A 19,343-nucleotide genomic window follows, 5' to 3' on the forward strand; every position below is an offset into this window, starting at 1 on the left:
CAGTCGTCGCCATCTCTGATCGACAGAAAACAACAGCCGCGCTTTTATATTGTCATTGCGCAAAAATGCCCAATATACGAATATATTGGTAACCCGGAGCCGATCATGGACAAACCCCCGCTTATTCACCACGCCCCTGCCCCTCATTGGGTCGGCAATGCCTTTCACGTACGGTCCATGTTCTCCTATGGACAACGGAACGTGAATCCCGATCCGTTTCTGCTGCTCGATTATGCGCAACCGCGGCATTTTTCTCCCGGCCAGGAGCGGCGGGGTGTGGGCGAGCATCCGCATCGCGGCTTTGAAACCATCACCATCGCCTACAAGGGCGAAGTGGCGCACCGGGATTCTTCGGGTGGCGGCGGCATCATAGCGGCGGGCGACGTCCAGTGGATGACAGCCGGCGCAGGCATCATGCACGACGAATTCTTTTCCGAAGCGTATTCAAAAAAAGGGGGAGATTTCGAAATGGTGCAGCTGTGGCTGAATCTGCCGGCGCGCGACAAAATGACGCCGGCACGCTACCAGAGCATCACGGCCGACGATATCCCGACCGTCACCCTACCCGATGAGACGGGCACACTGCGGGTCATTGCCGGTAGGTACAAAGATTATCAGGGGCCGGCAACCACGTTCACACCGGTCAGTTTATGGGATATCAGCCTGCAGGCGCGCAGCAGCACCACATTCGAGCTGCCGGCGCACCACACGGTCATGCTGCTGGTGCGCCATGGCACCGTAAGTGTAAACGGCAGTGTCGACGCAGGGGCCAGCCAGCTGGTCACATTTGCCCAGGATGGCACGACCATCACCATCCAGGCAAAAGAGGCGGCCGCCCTGCTGCTGATGAGTGGCGAACCTATCGCCGAACCGATAGCCGGGTATGGTCCGTTTGTAATGAATACCGAAGAACAAATCCGTCAGGCGCTAGCCGATTTCAACGCCGGGCAGTTCGGACGTCTTGGGCAGGCCCAGGACCGCTCCGCGACCGAATAGCTGACCAACAGCGGGCCCGGCAATGGCGGGGCCCGCAGCGCGCCAGGAATGCGCCCGTTCACTGCCGCGCCGGGGCGCTGACAGGCAACCAACCGGCGCCACTGGTTTTTACAGCGACAGCGCCTGTTCAGAGACGACGATGCCATCGGCATCGCTATACAGATACTGCCCAGGGACAAAACGGACATTGCCGAAAGTGACCGGCACATCGATCAGGCCCATGCTATTTTTACCGCTTTTGCGCGGATTGGTGCCCAGCGCCTTCACGCAAAAATCCATGGCGTCAATCTGTTCACTGTCCCGGATAGCGCCATACACGATGATCCCTGACCAGCCATTGTCCTGCCCCAGCTTGGCGATCATATCGCCTACCACGGCACAATGCAGGGATGCGGCCGCATCCACCACCAAAACGGCTCCCTGACCTGGTTCGGACAGGACCTGACGAATGAAGGTATTGTCTTCGAACACTTTGACCGTACGAACCTGCCCCGCGATGGCGCGTTTACGGCCGAAGAGTCTGAACTGGGTATCGCAGGACGGCAGCGACGGGTGCTGATCCATAATATCGCAGGTGATCAGCGCAGCAAGGGGTGAGGCAGACATGGCAAACTCCGGTAATGAATAGACTTGGACAGCCATTGTTATACCAGATCGGCACAACAAAACGCATCCCCTTTTGTCGAACCGGCGGCTTTCGGGATCTGGTGGGCGGTCCGACCGGCAACAAGGCAAACCGCTGCGCCGGCGCTAGCCTCCTGAATACAGGGCGTCAATCTCGCGGCTTGTGGCAGGACGCGGCGCCGAACCGGGTCCGCCCGGAGGCAAGAGGGCCGATGGCGCGGACCGTAGCGAACCGGCGGACGTGATTGGCGAGCCCGTTGCCACAGCCTGTTGTGGTATCCGGGCGTCCAGCTCCTGCAGTAGCGCCTGATACTCAGGATTCTGCCGCAGCGTCTGGCGGCCGGCCTCAATGAGCGCGTCCACATCCTTGCGGTTGACGGTGAACAGCGTGGGAATGCGCAGCAAATGCCGGCGTGGCACGGACAGTCCTGCTGGCGCTTCACGCAGGCTGACGGGCACAACGTGCAATTGCGCATCGGGTGCCAGCAACGCCTGCAATTGGGGATTGAGCGATTTTCTCAACGTAGCCCAGTGCCTGCCGGTGTCCTGCACCATCTGCATGGTCTGCGTAGTGACCCGGCCAGACGTACTGAACATGATCGTGTCAAAGACATCCGACAGCGTGGGGACATTTTCGCTTTTGTCGATATTGACGCTGGGGTCGCGCTCGGCGTTGATCACCACAAAGGCCACTTTCCTGACGGTGCCCTTGCTGATCTGGCCACGGCGCAACTGGCCGATACCGAGCGTGACGCGATCCATCAGCCCGCGCACGCCCAGGTTATCCGATAGCCCCCCGTCCACCAAATGGATATAGGGCCGATTTTTGCTGTCCAGATAACCCAGGACATCCGATCGGTAGGCGCGCATCCGGTAATCGCCTTGCAGTCTGGATACCTGCTCGCGTTTTCGGGCAGAATACGCACATTGTCCGGCATAATTTTTCAGCGTCAGCGGCGACAGCACCATTGGCACGGCGGCCGAGGACGCCACCGCAAACGAGAGAGGAATCTTGCGGATATCGGCGCACATCGTAGCCAGTTGGTCTGGCGAAAATTCAAAACTCGTGCCCTGGGATAAATCGGTCGCCAGCACGATCAGGTCTGCATGCGGATTGCGATACAGGTCTTCGTAGGTTTTGCCTTCATAGAGCATATCCAGTTTCTGCGCCAGCACATGGCCACGGCCGACCGTAGGCGAGACCGCAGCGGCAAAATTTTGCGGACTGAATATGGCGGACACCAGACTCTGTTGGAAATCCTTGTACAGATATTCGTTTTTAAACGCCGGGAAGGTCTTGCTGCCATTGAGCGCATAATAGGCAGCAACGATACTGCCTCCCGATACGCCACGCACCACATCGACCTGGCTGAGCAGCGTTTGGGTATGGCCGTTCCACCGGATCTGTGTGTCGGCCAATTCCTTGAGCACCCCGTAGCCAAATGCGGCCGCGCGCGCCCCGCCCCCGGAAATGCTCAGAATGATGACAAAGGACGGATCGGTCCTCTCGGTAAGCCGCGCCGTGTCAACGCCGGTGTCAGGGGTGCCCGGCGGCAGCGGCGGATTACGCCACGGCGTCAGCGACGAGCAGGCAGAAAGCGCCGACAGCAAAACAATGAAAACAAGTTTAGGAATCCACATGGCAGCCTATTTATGTGCAATGCTCCAACCCGACACCATCAGGCCCATACCGACAAGCGCCAGCAGCAGCCCTGCCCACTCCAGCCCCGACAATGAACTGCGGTCTACCAGATTGAGCCATAGCACCGAGACCACCACATAGACGGCACCATACGCCGCATAAACACGGCCCGTGGCCACCGGATGCAAGGTCAGCAGCCAGGCAAACAGGATAAGCGAGGCCAGGGATGCAATCAACACCCACCAATGGCCATCGCGGCGCAGCCAGAAATAGAACAGATAGCAGCCGGCGATTTCCGCAATGGCAGTCAGCGTGAAAAGAAAGAAAACTCGCAGCACAACCGTCCCCTGATGGATTCGAAACTGTGCTGATCATACCGCGTAATACCCATTAGCGTCTGTCAATAAGGCGGCTGCACCAGCTGCGTCGCTGCACGATCCAGCAAAGGTGATTACCCTGTCAGGTGCATGACTGCGTGGTAAGGCGCCTGCGGCTCCATACAGGCCTGACCTGCGACACCTGTTCTAACCGCCAGCAGTCGTGGCCGGCCGATCGTCCGCAGCGCGGCAATTGATCAATACCACGCGCTCACCCGCACGCAGCAAGCCGCAGCCCAGAAACCCCTCAGCAACGCCGGCCGCCCATGCCGTGGGGCAAACTTTATTTAATCACACCGCACACCATGCGCCCGCCCCCACCGCCGAGCGCCTTGGGATGGTCAGAATAGTTATCGCCGCCCTCATGAATCATGAGCGCGTGCTGCTGCACGTCGGACAAGGCTTTGAGTCGCGGAGCCAGCACCGGATATGTCGATGTGCCATCGGCCGCGACAACCAGCCCCGGCAGGTCACCCACATGGCCCTGGTCACTATACGGCCCTTCATGCTTGCCCGTTTTCTTCGGATCCAGATGGCCGCCGGCAGCCAGGGCAGGCACCGTTTTGCCGTCCTTTTCAGCAGCATCACAACTGGCATTCTCGTGAACGTGAAAACCGTGCACGCCGGGATCAAGCCCCTTGAGATCGGGCGTAAAGAGCAGACCAAAAGGCGTTTCGCTGATGATCACCTGACCCATCTGGTTGCCCGTTGCCGACGTGGTCGCCTCGTTCATGGTCACTTTCAGTTCGGCGGCACTTGCCGTGGATATCATGCCTGCACTTAACATAGTTGCCAGTAACAATTTCTCCAATCTCATGGCGTACTCCCTCAATGAAAATCAACAAAGTAAAAGGCTAACATCCAAAACGAAGCGATCAAATCAATGTTTCAATTGCTTATAACTGGATGCAAATCTGTCATGAACGCCGGCATCAATGATAGCGGCAATCGCTGGCAATCCATGTTCCGGTCCGCAAGCCAAAAGGCGGACCGAAGGCGCCCGTTCCTTGCCGCCGCCCAGAACTGTTCTCGCGCGACTATCAGAATAGAAAAGCCAGGGTTTCAAAAAGACAAAGCATGCGCTAAGGGTTTTACCTGTGTGGATTACTGTATATATCCTGTCTAATAGCTAAAAAAACGAGATGGGGACAACATGAATTCGGATTTAATCCTGATCGCTTTACTGGACGGTCTGTCATACGCCGGCCTGCTCTTTCTGGTATCGCTTGGACTCACGCTGATCTTTGGCGTGATGGGCATTCTTAACGTAGCCCACGGCGCATTCTATGCCTATGGCGGGTATGCTGCTGCAACACTCATCGCCGTTTATGCACCAACCACAGAGTCGGCGATCCTGCCATTGCTCTCACTGTTTCTGGTGGCCATTATTGTTGGCATCATACTGGGCTCGATTGTGGAATTTGTGCTGATACGCAGGACCCATGGCTACGATCCTATTCTGAAACTGCTGTTGACGTTCGGCGCCTTTCTTATCTTTGAGGATCTGCAAAAATTCATCTGGGGCGCGCAGCCCTATACCGCCAGCGAAGTGGTCGGGCGCCTGGGAAATATAGAGATAGGCAACATCACCTATACCACCTACCAGTTGTTGATCATCCCCGGCACGGCCCTGATTGCGTACGTGGTCCTGGTCTATTTTCTCAGGTATACAAGGCTTGGCAAACAGATTGTTGCCATTACCCATAACAACGAAGTGGCTACCGCAATGGGAATCAATGCCAGGCGCATCAGCTATTTCACATTTGTCATAGGCACTATTCTGGGCGTGCTGGGCGGCGCGCTTGCATCGCCCACCACTTCCCTGGTCCCGGGCGTTGGTGCCGATATGGTGGTCTTGTCTTTTGCGGTGGTCGCCACCGCCGGGCTGGGGCAGATTACCGGCGCACTTATTGCCGCAATACTTATAGGCGTAATACGGTCGTTCTCTATCTATCTGGCGCCGGAAGTAGAAGTCGCTGTGCCTTACATCATCATGGTGCTGGTACTGGTATTCAGGCCTAACGGATTATTCAAAGTTGCACAGGCCAGAACAATATGAAAATTTATACACTCAGTTTGATGTCGGCACTGCTCGTGCTGCTCTGCGGCTACCTGGTGCCCTGGACCATCACTCCCCTGATCATCGGCCTGACCTATGCCATTGCGGCACTGGGCATTTCGGTGATGCTGCGCGCCGGCCAGGTGTCATTCGGCCATGCCATGTATGCATCGATCGCCGCGTACAGCATTGCTTTTATCTCCCGATTGCGTCCCGAGACCGATGTCGTCGTGCTCATCTTGTGCAGCGTAGTGATCGCCACTTTGTTCAGCGCCTTAATCGGCATGTTTGTTGCCCGGTACCGGGGTATTTTCTTCGGCATGCTCAATCTTGCCTTAAGCATGGTGCTGTTTGCCCTCACCACCAAATTCTACGATATTACCGGTGGCACTGACGGCATTCGCGTCAGCAGGCCGACCGTGGCGGGCATTGTGCTTGACCGAAGCGCCTTCGAATTTACGCTGATGTGCATTGCCCTGGCCGGTTCGCTTCTCATAGCCTGGGCAGTGCAGCGCTATTTCCGCTCGGGCAATGGCCAGGCGCTGGCAGCAATCAAGACCAACGAAACCCGGCTTGAGTATCTGGGCATTTCACCCCGCCACGTGCTATGGAAGGGCTATATATTATCCGGCGCCGTGGTGGGGTTTTCCGGCGCCATCCTGGCCCTGATACAGGGACTGGTCACGCCGGAAATCGGCACCTGGCTGCGTTCAGCAGAGTACGTGTATATCACGATTCTGGGTGGCGCCGCCCATGTTGGCGGTGCATTTATCGGCGCCGCCATCTTTGAAACCGTCAAGCTGCTTTCTTCGGCCTATTTCCCCGGTTTCTGGCAGGCCATTCTGGGGCTGACGCTGATCCTGGTTATTTTCGTCGTGCCTAACGGGGTGGTAGGTCAAATCATGCGAAAACGCAAACTGAAGCGAGCCTAGGAGAAGACAAGCGATGGAACCATTAGTAAAGACGCAAAATCTCAGTCTCGCATTTGGCGGTGTGGTCGCGGCCGACCAGATCAATTTTGAACTGCATGAAGGCGAAAAGCTGGCAGTCATCGGCCAGAACGGCGCCGGCAAGACCACTTTTATCAACATCTGCACTGGATATCTGAAGCCCGATTCTGGCAACGTCTACTTCGCCGGCAAGGAAATCACATCCCTGTTGCCCCGAAAGATTGTCCGGCTCGGCATGGGAAGATCCTTTCAGCTTCCTCAGCTGTTTACCGAACATACCGTGCGCGAATGCATTCAAATTGCGGCGGCGAGCAGAAATACCCGCCTGAGCTATTTTCAGCCATTGAGTCGTCTGGCCGACGCCCGTGAAGTGGATGAAACACTGGAACTGGTGGGTCTGTCGCAGGACGCCAGTGCGCTTTCGGTGGACCTGCCGGAGGGCAAGAAAAAACTTCTGGATGTGGCCATGGCCCTGTCGCTGCGTCCGCGCCTGCTGATCATGGATGAACCGACAAGTGGTGTGGCATCAGAAGATAAACACAGCCTGATGCAACTGGTCATGGACGCGCTTGAGCAGCGCAAGGTGACCAGCTGGTTTGTCGAACATGATGAGGACATCGTCGCCCGCTATGCCACCCGCGTTGCGGCCTGGATTTCCGGCAAAATCGCCGCCGACGGCAGCCCGTCCCAGGTGCTGAACAATCCGCTGGTCCGCAGCGCCGTGCTCGGAGACCATTGATGCTTAGCCTGAATAACGTAAGTGTGGATCTGGCCGGCAATCAGATCCTCAGAAATATCACAGCAACGTTCGATAGCGGGCTGACCATCGGCATTGTGGGACGCAATGGCGCAGGTAAAACCACCCTGCTGCGCGCCTTGATGGGTCTGGTCAAAGTGCGTAGCGGCGACATCCGGTTTGATGACACCAACCTGACCGCGCTTGCGGGTCACGCCAGAGCAGCGCTGCACATTGGCTATGCGCCGGAAAACCGGGTTATTTTCCCGACATTGTCGGTAGAGCAGAATTTGCGCCTGCCCTGTGAAGTACAGAACATGAGTGCCAGCGCGATCAAAGCACGCCTGGAGTGTGTGCTGCAAGCCATACCACAACTGGTGCCCATGCTGGATCGCTCGGGATCGGCCTTATCGGGCGGTCAGGGCAAGATGGTGGCGCTGGGCCGCGCGGTGATGATCGGCACAAGGCTGCTGCTACTGGACGAACCCTTTCAGGGCCTGGCGCCGCGATTGGGCGCCGAATATACCGAAGCCCTGAACCGGTTAAAGCAGCTTGAGCCCGAACTGAGCATCGTAATGACAGAATCAAATATCAAGCTGCTGGGAGATATTCCAAACCAGATATGGAATATTGAACGCGGAGAAATGAGCTTATATGGAAATCAAAGGACAACTGAAAATGCCGCAAATGATCATTAATGGACGCAAGACAAATGCAATATCCGGGCAAATGCTGGATGTGATTTCGCCGGTGGATGGCACCGTTTTTACCCAAATTCCACGAGGCGATGAGGCCGATGTCGACCTTGCGGTCAAGGCAGCCAGAATTGCGGCTGAAGGCCCCTGGAAAAAATTCACGGCACTCGAACGCGGTCGACTCCTGGTCAAATTAAGCGGATTGATTCTGGAGAACGCAGAGCAACTATCCCAGCTGGAAGCCAAGGATACCGGCAAGGCGATTTCCTCGGCACGAAACGATATTCAGGTGATGGCGCGCTATTTCGAGTTCTATGGCACCGCGGCCGACAAGGTGCACGGCGAGGTTATTCCCTTTTTGAACGGCTATTCAGTGCAAGCCATCAGGGAACCCCTGGGTGTGACTGCACATATCATTCCCTGGAATTATCCGGCGCAAATGGTCGGCAGAAGTGTTGCGCCCTCCCTGGCCATGGGCAATGCATGCGTTGTCAAACCGGCAGAAGACGCCTGCCTGTCGGTGATCCGGGTTGCCGAACTGGCGCTGGAGGCGGGCCTGCCTGCGGGGGTATTCAATGTGGTCACCGGTCTGGGCGAGGAAGCCGGCGCCAGCCTGTCGGCGCACGAAGACATCAACTTCGTTACCTTCACCGGCTCCAATGAAGTGGGCGTGCTGGTGCAGAAAGCCGCCGCAGAACATGCCGTCAAGTGCGTGCTGGAACTGGGCGGGAAATCCGCTCATGTGGTGTTTAACGATGTCAATATGAAGCTGGCCGTCCCGGCCATTGTCAAAGGCATTATCGCCAACACCGGCCAGACCTGCACGGCAGGCAGCCGTCTGTTGATTCAGCGCGATATTTTCAACGAATTCATCGGCCTTGTTGCCGAAGAATTTTCCAAAACCAAAGTGGGCACGCCAGACATGGATTTGCACTGCGGCCCGGTCATCAACAAGTCGCAGTTTGACCGCGTCAACCGGTATCTGGAACAAGGTAAAAAAGACGGCCTGAAAATACTTGCGCAGGGACAGATTGAAGCCGGTGTTCCGGACGGCGGCTATTACGTGACGCCAACCCTGTTTGTTGCCGACAATCATGACAGCGATCTGTTGATGCAGGAAATTTTTGGACCGGTTCTAGTCGCACTGGCTTTTGATACCGAAGAGCAAGCCGTACATCTGGCAAACATTACCGATTACGGCCTGATGGCCGCCGTCTGGAGCGAGAACGGGGGCATCCAGCAGCGGGTAGCCAAAGAAGTGAAATGCGGACAAGTGTATATCAACGGCTTTGGCGCCGGCGGCGGTGTCGAACTGCCCTTTGGCGGCGTCAAGCGCAGCGGACACGGGCGTGAGAAAGGTCTGGTTGCGCTCGAGGAAATGAGTACGACAAAAACCATCATTCACTATCACGGTTAATCCACATCACTCTATAAGGGAACTATACAACATGGCTGTTCTGGATAATAAAATCGCTATTGTCACCGGTGCCGGCAGCGGGTTTGGGCAAGGCATTGCCACTGCTTATATCGATGAAGGCGCAAAAGTCATTGTGGCCGATATCAACGAAGCGGCCGCCTTGCGCGTTGCCGGCGCGCTCGGAAACAATGCCAGTGCGTTTACCGTCGATGTCTCCAATGGCGAGCAAGTCCGGGCACTGGTCGCGCATTGCGTGGATACTTTCGGTGCTCCCGATATCGTGGTCAATAACGCCGCCATCACCCACAAGAACCAGCCCATGCTTGATGTGGACGAAGCGATGTTTGACCGAATGTTCGATGTCAACGTCAAGTCGATTTACCATATGGCCCAGGCAGTCGTTCCCGTTATGCGCCAGACGGGTGCCGGCGTCATCCTCAATATCGGCTCAACAGCAGGGATAAGGCCGCGTCCCGGCCTGAGCTGGTACAACGCGTCCAAGGGCGCTGTCAATGTGCTGTCCAAATCCATGGCGGTCGAATTGGGCCCTGACAATATCCGGGTCAATGCCATTTGCCCGGTCATGGGTATCACCGGCATGTTCGAACTGTTCATGGGCCTGCCCGACACGCCAGAGAACCGCGCCAAATTCATTTCATCCATTCCGCTGGGCCGGTTTTCCACGCCCAAAGATGTGGCCGCAGCCGCCGTCTTTCTGGCCAGCGATGCCGCTACGTTTATGACCGGCGTCGAGTTGCCGGTCGATGGCGGCCGAACTGTATAAAGAAAACATGCGATGAAAATCAAAGCAGCCATATTAAGGGCAATGAGCACGCAGTTGCCTTATGCGCAAAGCCGGCCATTGAGTATTGAAGAGGTGGAACTGAGCGCGCCCGGCGACGGCGAACTGCTTGTCAAAATGCAGGCCAGCGGCCTTTGTCATTCGGACCTGTCGGTCATCAATGGCGATCGCCCAAGAGGTATGCCCATCGTGCTGGGCCATGAGGCCTCGGCCACCGTCATCGAATGCGGGCGTGCAGTCTCCGACCTGAAACCTGGCGACCATGTGGTGATGGTGTTCGTGCCCAGCTGTGGTTGCTGCGCACCCTGCGCCGAGGGGCGACCCGCATTATGCATACCCGGCGCCATCGCCAATACGGCCGGCACCCTGCTATCCGGCGATAAGCGCCTGTCCCAAGGTGGCCAGCCGCTAAACCACCATACAGGTATTTCGTGCTTTGCAGAATACGCCGTGGTTTCCCGACGTTCCTGCGTCAAAGTCAATCGCGATCTTTCCCACAGGGAAGCGTCCCTTTTCGGATGCGCCGTTCTCACCGGCGCCGGCGCCGTCATCAACCGGGCCAGATTGCAGGCCGGTGATACCGCTGCCATCGTCGGCCTGGGCGGCGTCGGCCTGAGCGCACTGATCGCGGCGGTGGCCTCTGGCGCCAGACGGATCGTGGCTGTCGATCTGAGCGACGATAAGCTGGCGCTGGCAAAAACGCTGGGGGCAACACACTGCATCAATCCCAGAGTGATCAAGGACAATAGCGAGCTGATCGCGCAGGCCGGCGGTTGCGTAGACTACGGCTTTGACATGGCTGGCGCCGTGCAGGCATTCGAGACGGCCTATACGCTGACCAAAAGAGGCGGGGCGACCATTACATCCGGCCTGCCCAATCCCCGGGCCAGCTTTGCGCTGCCGCTGGCGCAAATGGTGGGCGAGGAAAGGACGGTGCAAGGCAGTTATCTGGGATCCGGCGTACCGTCGCGGGACATTGAAAAATATATAGACCTGTATGTCGCAGGAAAGCTTCCTGTGGACAAGCTGATGGGGCAGACCTTCACACTGGACCAGATCAATGAAGGTTTTGATCACCTTGCGTCAGGTAACGGACTGAGAGACACCATCCTTTTTTAGAGTGCAATAACAATCAGGAGACATAACCATGCTAAAAAAAACCATGCGACTTATGGCTACGGCGGCAATCGCCGGCATTGCCATGAGTACCAGTGCTTTTGCCCAGGAAAAACCAGCCGAGATCAAGCTGGGCATATCCACTTTTCTTTCCGGCTCTGCTTCGGTTTTCGGCGTACCGGCACGCCATGCGGCTGATCTGCTGATCAGCGACATCAATGCGGCCGGCGGCATTGACGGCGTCAAGATCGTGCCCACCTATATTGACGAAGGCGGCGGTGGCGAAAAGCTGCTTTCCGAGTATCGTCGCCTGGCAGAGAACGGAACCCGCGTCTTTCTTTCTGCCATTTCCAGCGGCAACTGCAACATCATTGCACCGGTGGCAGAAGACCTGAAGACACTCAATATCTTGTGGGACTGCGGCACCGAAAAGGTACTGGAAGAGAAAGAATACAAATACGTTGTACGGACCCAGGCCAATGCCACTGCTGAAATGATCGCCTCTGTCCTGTATCTGCTCAAGACAAAGCCGGACTTCAAGACACTGGCGATCGTCAATCAGGATTACGCCTGGGGCCGTGATTCCAGAGAGATTTTCCTGGCTACGCTAAAACGCTTCAAGCCTGACGTGCGTGTAGTCGCGGAAATGTTCCCGAAATTTGGCGCTGCCGATTTCTCTACGGAAATCAGCCGCCTGCAGGCATTACGGCCGGATGTCATTCTGTCCACATCCTGGGGCGGAGATCTGGATAACTTCGTGCGCCAGGCTTCGCAGCGTAATCTGTTCAAAAACTCCACGTTCGTGCTGCCGCTTGCAGAAAGCTCGCTGGAACGCCTGGGCAGTGCACTACCGGCAGGCGTGATTGTCGGCGCCCGTGGCGACCACTACTTCTTGCATCCGGAAACCAAAGATGATCCGAAGCACCAGGCCTTTATCAAGAAATTTCGTGAAAAAACCAATGCCTATCCGATTTACTCGGTCTACCACATGGTGCAGGCGATCCACGGCCTGAAAGCCGGTTACGAAAAAGCAATTAAGGATAACGGCGGCAAATGGCCGAGCACCGAACAAGTGGCCGCGGCTATGCACGATGTGCAATTTACTGGCTTTGGTCGCAGCCTGAAAATCGATCGTGCCGACGGCCAGGCTTACGAGGCGCAATTGCTCGGTATTACCAAGAAAGTGCCTGAGTACCCTTTCGCAGTGCTGGACAAGATGATTATCTATTCTGGCGACAAACTGATCGCGCCGGCCGGCAAAAAATCCATGGAATGGCTCAGCACCGTCGAACCGACAGCGCTCAAGGCTGAAGAAGGCAAGCAATACGATCACTGAAATCCGCAGCCGCAACTGTCAGGGCGCACCGAACTATTTTCCTGCTTAACGCTCTGACAGAAAATCGCCGCAAGCAACCTCGCTGCGCCCCATCGTCATGGATATCGACGCCGGGCCGCAGCGTTTTTTATGTCGTATCAGGCTCTTGAGGCATGACTAAAGGCATCGGCGCATGCTACATGGCAGAGGGTGTCGGCGCCGTGTGCGCGTTTACTGGTCGCGCACTTTCGCACCTCGTGCATGCGGCAGGAAATGCCAGAAAATCGCTGCAGAGATAAAGCCAAAGCCGCCTGTCAACGCGATACCGGCACCCAGTGATACCAGCGCAGTCATGCCCGACAACAGAAAAGGGCCGGCGCTGCTGCCCACGTCGCTGATCAGCCGCCAAAGCCCCAGAAACTCGGTGCGCCCGTGATCGGGAGAGGCGTCCGCCCCCAGCGTCATATTGATCCCTGAGCCAAAACCATTGCCCAACCCCAGCAGCATGGCAACCACGATAAAGGAGAACACGGTGGTGGTAAATGGCATGATCACAAGTGAAATACCCATGATCAGGGTGCAGGGCAAAGCCACCCACAGCCGTCCCCAGTCATCCATGATCTTGCCGGCAGGATAGAACATCAGCATATCCACCGCCGAGGACAATCCAAAAATGACCGAGGTTGCTGTCGGGCTCAGACCGATATAATCGGCCCACAACGGGATCACAATCTGCCTTGCCGCGCGCATGGCGCTGATCAGCAAGACAGCCAGGCCCAGCGACATGAACACGCCGGCATGCTCGCGGGCAATACGCGCCATGCGAGGTTTGGCCGCCGACAGGCTTTGCACCCTGGGTTCGACCTTCAGATCCGGCATATAGTAGGTCAGCACCGTTGACGCGACCAGGGCAGCCAGCCCCACCCAGTAGGCGCCGGACAGCCCCACAAAATGCATCACTGCTGCCCCCGCGAATGGCCCGGCAAACATGCCGATGCGGTTCACCCCGCCCAGTACCGAGAGCGCCCGGGCGCGCATGTAAAAAGGCACGGCCTCGATCATATAGGTTTGCCGGGCAAGAAAGAAGACAGACGTTGACACGCCGATCAACAACGTCGCCAACGCCAGCAGCAACGCATGATTGGCAAAAATGCAGAGCAACAGGGCAATGATGGTAATCGCCGACGCACCCAGCAGCGCGCTTCGCTCGCCCACACGCGAGGTGATCAGCGCAGCGGGGATATTGGCCAGCAGTGAACCCAGACCGATCAGCGCAATGATCAAGCCCGCCAAGGCAGGTGTAGCGCCCAGATCGCGGGCGCTCAAGGCAATCACCGGCAAAATCGCACCGTTGGCAAATCCGAAAAGCAGCGAAGGGCCGTACGCAGGAATGGCAATACTTTTTAAACTGAAACTGCTGTCTGCCATGCGGCTGTCCTTCGTAAGGCTTGATGATATCCAGCATTTTACCCGGCGCAATGGCAACCGTTGCAGCAATGCACGTCTTTGGACGCATGACGCGCTTGCGTATTCTGCAAACGCCCGGACATACACCGGGACATCAATCCCTGTTGGTGACGCCGGCCGGGCATCAGCCGGTGATCCTGGCTGGCGATGTCTGGCATTCGTATGCAAATTTCAAACACAATCGTGTTCCCGGGTTCACTACCAGCCGCAAGCAACCACTTGCATCCATGCAAAGACTGCACGATCTGGCAAGAACCACGGGCAAGCGCATTGTTATCGGACATGCGCCGGAAGATTTTGCACCGATCAGCCAGAACCGCGAGTGATGCCCGAAAGGGTGAGATCGCGGCGTCATCAACAATGGCATTGATCAAATCGCACCCTATACTATTTTTGTTATCGCTTTTGTTCCCGTCTTCATCTGTATAAAAGGAAAAACACGAGGCCCGGATTAGCTGATATGGTCAAAAACATAAAAAACCGTCCATATCAGTGGCCTGTGGACACACTCTGACCATATGGCTAAAACATGGGCAAATTATTAAATTTTTGTCCATATCGGTTTATCTTGCCCGAAACGCAGAAAACGGGCGGTTTTCACAGAGCAAGACAATAAAACGAATACGCTGCAGGCATACAAGACCCGGCAATAGAAAACCGCTGCTCTATTTCCGGGCCAGCGGCTACGCTGGTATTTTAAGGGTTGATGAATCGCTCTTCAATCGTTGGCACGGAATGATGTTCATGCGTAATAAGCCATTGGTCATTGCGTTTTTCTAAACCGACGGTCAGGCGAAATTCAAGCGGACCGGCTGACGTACCATCGCAATGCATCTTGCACGTAACAAACGCAACATTCTCGCCGGCCGTTATACGCAGATCGGACGGTTCATAGGTGATTGGCCCCCTGGGATTGGCATAGAAAAAATCCCAAGTGCCGTCGTAGGCATTGATACCCTCGAATACATCTGGAAAATCGAACATTAACAGGTCTGCGGCATGATGCTTGAGAATTCCCTTGCGATCGCCGGTGCTGACCGAATGTGCCCAATCGCGGACAATGCGTTCGACTTGTTCAGTTTCAAGACTGGCCATTCTAGATTCTCCTCGCTGTTGGTCGGAAAACTTTCACTCATTGCAATTTTACGCTCATAAAGCGCGCGCTTATCGTGCATAAGCAATCAGACTGCCATCCTTCAGGCTTGCCCCGCCCTTACTGCTTTAGCTGGGCCCCACGGCATGTCTATGGCGTTGATCCCTCCGATAAAGCACTCGACTGCGGGATCGCTTGCTTTTCCCGACCCAGCATAAATAGCAGCACACTGACCAGCAACGCTGCTCCGAGGTTATAGCGCATTCCGGACACAAAGGCCGAGGCGTAGCGGTCTGCTTGTGCCACTTCACTATCGTGCACTGCCAATGCCATGCCAAACAAAATACTCACCACTGCCACACCCAGCGCGGCACCGACCTGCTGGACCGTTGATATTACGCCAGAGGCCATGCCTGCCTGCGCTTGTTCTACGAATCCCAATACCAAATTCAACAACGGCGTCATGATGACTCCCTGGCCGGCACCAACCACAATCAACACTGGAATCAATCGCACAGGTTCCAATGTCGACCCTGCCACCTGCACCTGGGCAATCAGCAACCCGATAGAAATTGCATAGACAATCGCACCCGCAACAATGGCGCTGGTTCCCCACCGCGCAACCAGGCGCGGCGCGGCCAACGAGGCGACAACAAAACCCACGCTACAAGGCGCGAAGATACTGCCTGCGACAAAGGGATCCAGTCCCAGTCCAGACTGCATGAGCAGCGCAAAACACAGGAAGAATGAACTGGAGGTTGAATAGACCAGCAGCACCAATAATGCACCCAAAGCGAAACGGCGCTGCGACAGTAAGCGCATATCCACCAACGGCAGGTGACCATCGGCGCGCCGTCGCTCCTGTTGTCGATAAAACAGAGCCAGTAACACGCACGCTGCTGCCAGCGCCCACAGGCTCCAATCAGGCCAGTCGTGCCCCGGCCCTTCAATCAACGGCACCAGCAATAGCGTGAGCCCGGCGCTGACCAGCGCCACGCCGGTCCAGTCCAGCACCGCGCGCTGCGGTGCACGGGATTCTGGTATGTAGCGAGCCCCAATGATGGCAAACAAGCCAATCGGCACATTGATCAGAAAGATGCTGCGCCAACCCAGACCGAACAAATCAGCGTGCACCAGCCAGCCGCCCAGCACCTGGCCTGCGATAGCTGCAAGGCCCAAGGTCATGCCCAACAGTCCGAACGCACGGCGACTCTCGTTACCATCGAAATTGACGCGGATCGACGCATATACCTGCGGAAACAACAAGGCAGCCGTCAAACCCTGCAATACCCGCGCACCGATCAGAAAACCTGCAGTAGATGCCAGCCCGCACAACGCCGAGGCCAGCGTGAACCCGGCCATGCCGATAACGAAAAGACGGCGGCGGCCGAACAAGTCGCCCAGCCGCCCTCCGGTAATGAGCAATACGCCAAAGGCCAATTCGTACCCAGCCACGATATAACCGATCTGCGCGAAGCTGGCTCCGAGATCAACCTGTATGCGGGCAATAGCCACATTAACCACGAACAGATCGAAAATCGTAACGAAACCGGCTAACAGCAGCACGGACAGACCGAGCCATGGTGGCGTATCAACAGCGTTCGCCGACACTGTCGACAAAGGGGAATTCGAGTTCATCTTGCTTATCCAGAGTAACGATGCAATCATTGTCGATCTTCTGTTAAACAATTACAATTTAACTGTTTATACTATTACTTAAAGCAATGAGATAACCAATGCGAACCATGGAACGAACGCGTAGCGATCTAGCCGTTTTCCTGCGAACACGTCGTGAACGCCTGTCGCCCACCGATGTGGGACTGCCCAGCGGTGGACGGCGCCGCACACCGGGGCTTCGTCGCGAGGAAGTAGCCGCGCTTGCCGGTGTTGGCCTGACTTGGTATACCTGGCTGGAACAGGGCCGTGATATTGGCGTATCTGCCGGCTTTCTGGACAACCTTTCGCGAGTGCTGAAACTGGATGCCTCTGAGCGACGGCATCTGTTCCTGCTGGCACATGAAAGACCTCCTGCAGAACCGGGCAAAACCTGGTGTGTGGTGCCACCGCCTGTGCTGCGTCTAATGCATGACCTGGCGCCGCATGCGGCATACGTTCTAAATTTGCGCTGGGATGTACTGGCGTTCAATGCTGCGGCAGACCAGCTTTGGCAATTAGGATCACATTTGCCCGGACGCCGAAATCTGCTTTGGCTGCTCTTTACAGATCCCTTCGTACGCGAGCGGCTGGATGTTTGGGAAGACCAGGCGCCACAGATGCTATCGAGCTTTCGTCGTGACTTTGCCCTCGCTACTCAGGAAGCGGACATTCATGAACTTGTAGATGAACTGAAACAGGTGTCGCCTGAGTTCAAAGCGTGGTGGCCAAAGCACGAGGTACACACCGGCTGCAACGGAACACGCAAGCTGATGATCGACGGCAAGGCCGAGTCGTTTGAGCAAACCTCGCTAACCATTGATGCAGATCGGCATTTGCGGTTAGTCGTTTATGCAAGGCAGAAAGTTGATGCTGCGACCGATCAGTGGCCGAAACAATGACACGTTGTAGATTCAAAAAATAAAAAAGCCGCTACTCCATTTTCAGGCTAGCGGCTAAGATATTCTTTCTACAAGATTTTCCTGGTGGGCTGGGCGAGACTCGAACTCGCGACCAATGGATTAAAAGTCCACTGCTCTACCGACTGAGCTACCAGCCCAGGAAAGAAAAAGATTATGAAGGAATTCGAACTTGCTGTCAATACTATTTGCATAATTGCGACAAAGAAATTAAATTTTTTCTTTGTCGCAACGGGCACAACGACTTTTAACGTTCGCGCGAGATACGCACTTCTGCGCCACGACGTTTTACTTCAAGACCATCAGACTGAAGAATCTTCAACCCTTCCAGGCCTTTGATATAACTGGAGCCCTGCATCTGCATGACACGAATCTTGTTGCGCATGACAACCGGGTTGTGCGTGGGCATGCCGAACATCCAGACCTCATCCAGGATGCGCGCCGAGTTGAACTCACCCATATGCCGCAGGACGGGCCCCAGACAGAGCATATGGCCTTCACGACCAAAGACCGGCACCGAGTCTAGCCCGCACTCAACCGTGAGCACCTGGCCGCCCTCATAGCGTTGGTTCAGGTTCAGGTCCCACCAGGCATCGCCTTCGGGCAGATAGACATTCACCGACGAGCCTGGCTGCAGCACCGGTGCCACAAGCAGTGCCGGACCCAGCATGTATTGCTGGTCCCAGGCACGTGCCTTGGCATCGTCAGGATACGCCAGCGCCATCATCCGCTGCACCGGCAGGCCGGTGCGTACGGCATCTTCAATGACGCCATTAATATATGGGATCAGGCGATAGCGCAGTTCAAGCAATGTCCGGATCTTTGTCTGGATGTCTTCCGGATAGGCACTGGGCAATAATGCCGGCGCGGCCTGAAAGGCGAACCCGGCAGAAAACACGCAAAGGCCCAGCATGCGCAGATACAGCGTCGCGTCCAGCGGGGTGTCGCCATCCAGTTGCTCGGGATTACCCAGATCGTGCGTGACCGCGATCACGCCGCTGGCCTGAATCGACAGCCCCTGGCGCAACCACTGCGTCAGCCCGTCCCAATCATTGGCCGATGCCGGCGTTTTTTGCCAGGCCACGCGCTGCACGGCCATAATCAGATCTACAGAAGGCACTACGCCTTCTGTAGGCGTCTTGTTCATGGAAACAGCATCGAACAGTGCCCGGCGCAGCAACAGTGGATACAGCTCTCTGAGCAGCGCGCCCGATTCGCCATTGCGTGCACTGACCGCATCGGGGATCTCTACCGGAAACGAACTGTGGAAAGCGCTGACACCTTCGTCGACCAGTTGATGATGCCGCTCGACCCAGAACGCATAGGCATCCTTGTAGGTCAGGTCCAGCAGACCAAACGGCACATTGCCGTTTTCCGGTACGCCGTCAAAAACAAACGCATTGCCATCGTCGCCGGTCAGCAGCCAGCCGCGATCTTCAAGATCGTCGAACAGAACCGATTCACGCGGTACGCCTGGGAAG

At 56.2% G+C, this 19,343-nt stretch carries 19 protein-coding genes and 1 tRNA gene; 11 read left to right on the plus strand and 9 right to left on the minus strand.

Annotated elements, in window-relative coordinates; genetic code table 11:
* Positions 1-105: 105 nt before the first annotated feature.
* Positions 106-996, plus strand: a complete 891-nt coding sequence (locus ACTIKR_RS07320; protein ID WP_442327485.1) for a pirin family protein — start codon at positions 106-108, stop codon at positions 994-996.
* Positions 997-1,104: 108 nt separating this feature from the next.
* Here ACTIKR_RS07320 and rraA read toward each other — a convergent pair whose 3' ends face one another.
* The 4 genes from rraA to sodC form a co-directional block, all read right to left on the minus strand.
* A complete protein-coding gene (rraA, locus tag ACTIKR_RS07325) occupies positions 1,105-1,602 on the minus strand; it encodes a ribonuclease E activity regulator RraA (protein ID WP_193087307.1) in 498 nt (165 codons plus the stop codon).
* Positions 1,603-1,746: 144 nt separating this feature from the next.
* The gene (locus ACTIKR_RS07330; RefSeq protein WP_442327486.1) at positions 1,747-3,261 is read right to left on the minus strand and encodes a patatin-like phospholipase family protein; all 1,515 of its coding nucleotides are present in this window, start codon (positions 3,259-3,261) and stop codon (positions 1,747-1,749) included.
* Positions 3,262-3,267: 6 nt separating this feature from the next.
* Positions 3,268-3,600 (minus strand): YnfA family protein, encoded by a 333-nt coding sequence (locus tag ACTIKR_RS07335; RefSeq protein WP_193087305.1) that lies wholly within the window; start codon positions 3,598-3,600, stop codon positions 3,268-3,270.
* Between the two features lie 322 nt (positions 3,601-3,922).
* The gene (gene sodC, locus ACTIKR_RS07340; RefSeq protein ID WP_193087304.1) at positions 3,923-4,456 is read right to left on the minus strand and encodes a superoxide dismutase family protein; all 534 of its coding nucleotides are present in this window, start codon (positions 4,454-4,456) and stop codon (positions 3,923-3,925) included.
* A 336-nt stretch (positions 4,457-4,792) separates the two neighbouring features.
* Between sodC and ACTIKR_RS07345 the strand changes: the two genes are divergently transcribed.
* Genes ACTIKR_RS07345 through ACTIKR_RS07380 form a run of 8 tightly spaced genes read left to right on the plus strand, consistent with a single transcriptional unit; the run spans position 4,793 to position 12,750 of the window.
* Positions 4,793-5,698 (plus strand): branched-chain amino acid ABC transporter permease, encoded by a 906-nt coding sequence (locus ACTIKR_RS07345; RefSeq protein WP_442327487.1) that lies wholly within the window; start codon positions 4,793-4,795, stop codon positions 5,696-5,698.
* On the plus strand, positions 5,695-6,630 hold the full coding sequence (locus ACTIKR_RS07350) for a branched-chain amino acid ABC transporter permease (RefSeq protein ID WP_442327488.1): 936 nt from the start codon (positions 5,695-5,697) through the stop codon (positions 6,628-6,630). Before ACTIKR_RS07345 ends, ACTIKR_RS07350 begins: the two co-directional genes overlap by 4 nt.
* A 13-nt stretch (positions 6,631-6,643) precedes the next feature.
* On the plus strand, positions 6,644-7,387 hold the full coding sequence (locus ACTIKR_RS07355; protein ID WP_193087301.1) for an ABC transporter ATP-binding protein: 744 nt from the start codon (positions 6,644-6,646) through the stop codon (positions 7,385-7,387).
* Positions 7,387-8,082 (plus strand): ABC transporter ATP-binding protein, encoded by a 696-nt coding sequence (locus ACTIKR_RS07360; protein ID WP_442327489.1) that lies wholly within the window; start codon positions 7,387-7,389, stop codon positions 8,080-8,082. The genes ACTIKR_RS07355 and ACTIKR_RS07360 overlap by 1 nt, the downstream gene beginning before the upstream one ends.
* The gene (locus tag ACTIKR_RS07365; protein WP_193087547.1) at positions 8,063-9,496 is read left to right on the plus strand and encodes an aldehyde dehydrogenase family protein; all 1,434 of its coding nucleotides are present in this window, start codon (positions 8,063-8,065) and stop codon (positions 9,494-9,496) included. The genes ACTIKR_RS07360 and ACTIKR_RS07365 overlap by 20 nt, the downstream gene beginning before the upstream one ends.
* 31 nt (positions 9,497-9,527) lie before the next feature.
* Positions 9,528-10,280 (plus strand): SDR family oxidoreductase, encoded by a 753-nt coding sequence (locus tag ACTIKR_RS07370; protein ID WP_442327490.1) that lies wholly within the window; start codon positions 9,528-9,530, stop codon positions 10,278-10,280.
* A 12-nt stretch (positions 10,281-10,292) separates the two neighbouring features.
* Positions 10,293-11,417 carry a zinc-dependent alcohol dehydrogenase family protein gene (locus ACTIKR_RS07375; protein WP_442327491.1) on the plus strand — a complete coding sequence of 375 codons (1,125 nt, stop codon included), beginning with the start codon at positions 10,293-10,295 and terminating at the stop codon, positions 11,415-11,417.
* 28 nt (positions 11,418-11,445) lie between these two features.
* Positions 11,446-12,750: an ABC transporter substrate-binding protein gene (locus ACTIKR_RS07380; RefSeq protein WP_370540165.1), complete on the plus strand. Its 1,305-nt coding sequence runs from the start codon at positions 11,446-11,448 to the stop codon at positions 12,748-12,750.
* A gap of 210 nt (positions 12,751-12,960) precedes the next feature.
* Here the strand turns inward: ACTIKR_RS07380 and ACTIKR_RS07385 are convergent, their stop codons facing one another.
* Positions 12,961-14,187 carry an MFS transporter gene (locus ACTIKR_RS07385; protein ID WP_442327495.1) on the minus strand — a complete coding sequence of 409 codons (1,227 nt, stop codon included), beginning with the start codon at positions 14,185-14,187 and terminating at the stop codon, positions 12,961-12,963.
* A 20-nt stretch (positions 14,188-14,207) separates the two neighbouring features.
* Here ACTIKR_RS07385 and ACTIKR_RS07390 point away from each other — a divergent pair, with 20 nt between their 5' ends.
* Positions 14,208-14,522 carry a hypothetical protein gene (locus tag ACTIKR_RS07390; protein ID WP_442327492.1) on the plus strand — a complete coding sequence of 105 codons (315 nt, stop codon included), beginning with the start codon at positions 14,208-14,210 and terminating at the stop codon, positions 14,520-14,522.
* Positions 14,523-14,892: 370 nt separating this feature from the next.
* On the opposite strand, the gene ACTIKR_RS07395 is transcribed toward ACTIKR_RS07390, so the two are convergent.
* The gene (locus ACTIKR_RS07395) at positions 14,893-15,291 is read right to left on the minus strand and encodes a YybH family protein (protein ID WP_193087295.1); all 399 of its coding nucleotides are present in this window, start codon (positions 15,289-15,291) and stop codon (positions 14,893-14,895) included.
* 148 nt (positions 15,292-15,439) lie between these two features.
* A complete protein-coding gene (locus ACTIKR_RS07400; RefSeq protein WP_442327493.1) occupies positions 15,440-16,927 on the minus strand; it encodes an MFS transporter in 1,488 nt (495 codons plus the stop codon).
* A gap of 98 nt (positions 16,928-17,025) precedes the next feature.
* Between ACTIKR_RS07400 and ACTIKR_RS07405 the strand changes: the two genes are divergently transcribed.
* Positions 17,026-17,844: a helix-turn-helix transcriptional regulator gene (locus ACTIKR_RS07405; protein WP_193087293.1), complete on the plus strand. Its 819-nt coding sequence runs from the start codon at positions 17,026-17,028 to the stop codon at positions 17,842-17,844.
* Between the two features lie 82 nt (positions 17,845-17,926).
* Here the strand turns inward: ACTIKR_RS07405 and ACTIKR_RS07410 are convergent.
* Both ACTIKR_RS07410 and ACTIKR_RS07415 read right to left on the minus strand, forming a co-directional pair.
* Positions 17,927-18,002 (minus strand) — tRNA-Lys (locus ACTIKR_RS07410).
* Positions 18,003-18,109: 107 nt separating this feature from the next.
* The coding region (locus tag ACTIKR_RS07415; RefSeq protein WP_442327494.1) for a TIM-barrel domain-containing protein at positions 18,110-19,343 on the minus strand (1,234 nt) is incomplete at its 5' end.

The organism is Advenella sp. (assembly GCF_052108595.1).
Lineage (GTDB): Bacteria > Pseudomonadota > Gammaproteobacteria > Burkholderiales > Burkholderiaceae_B > Advenella.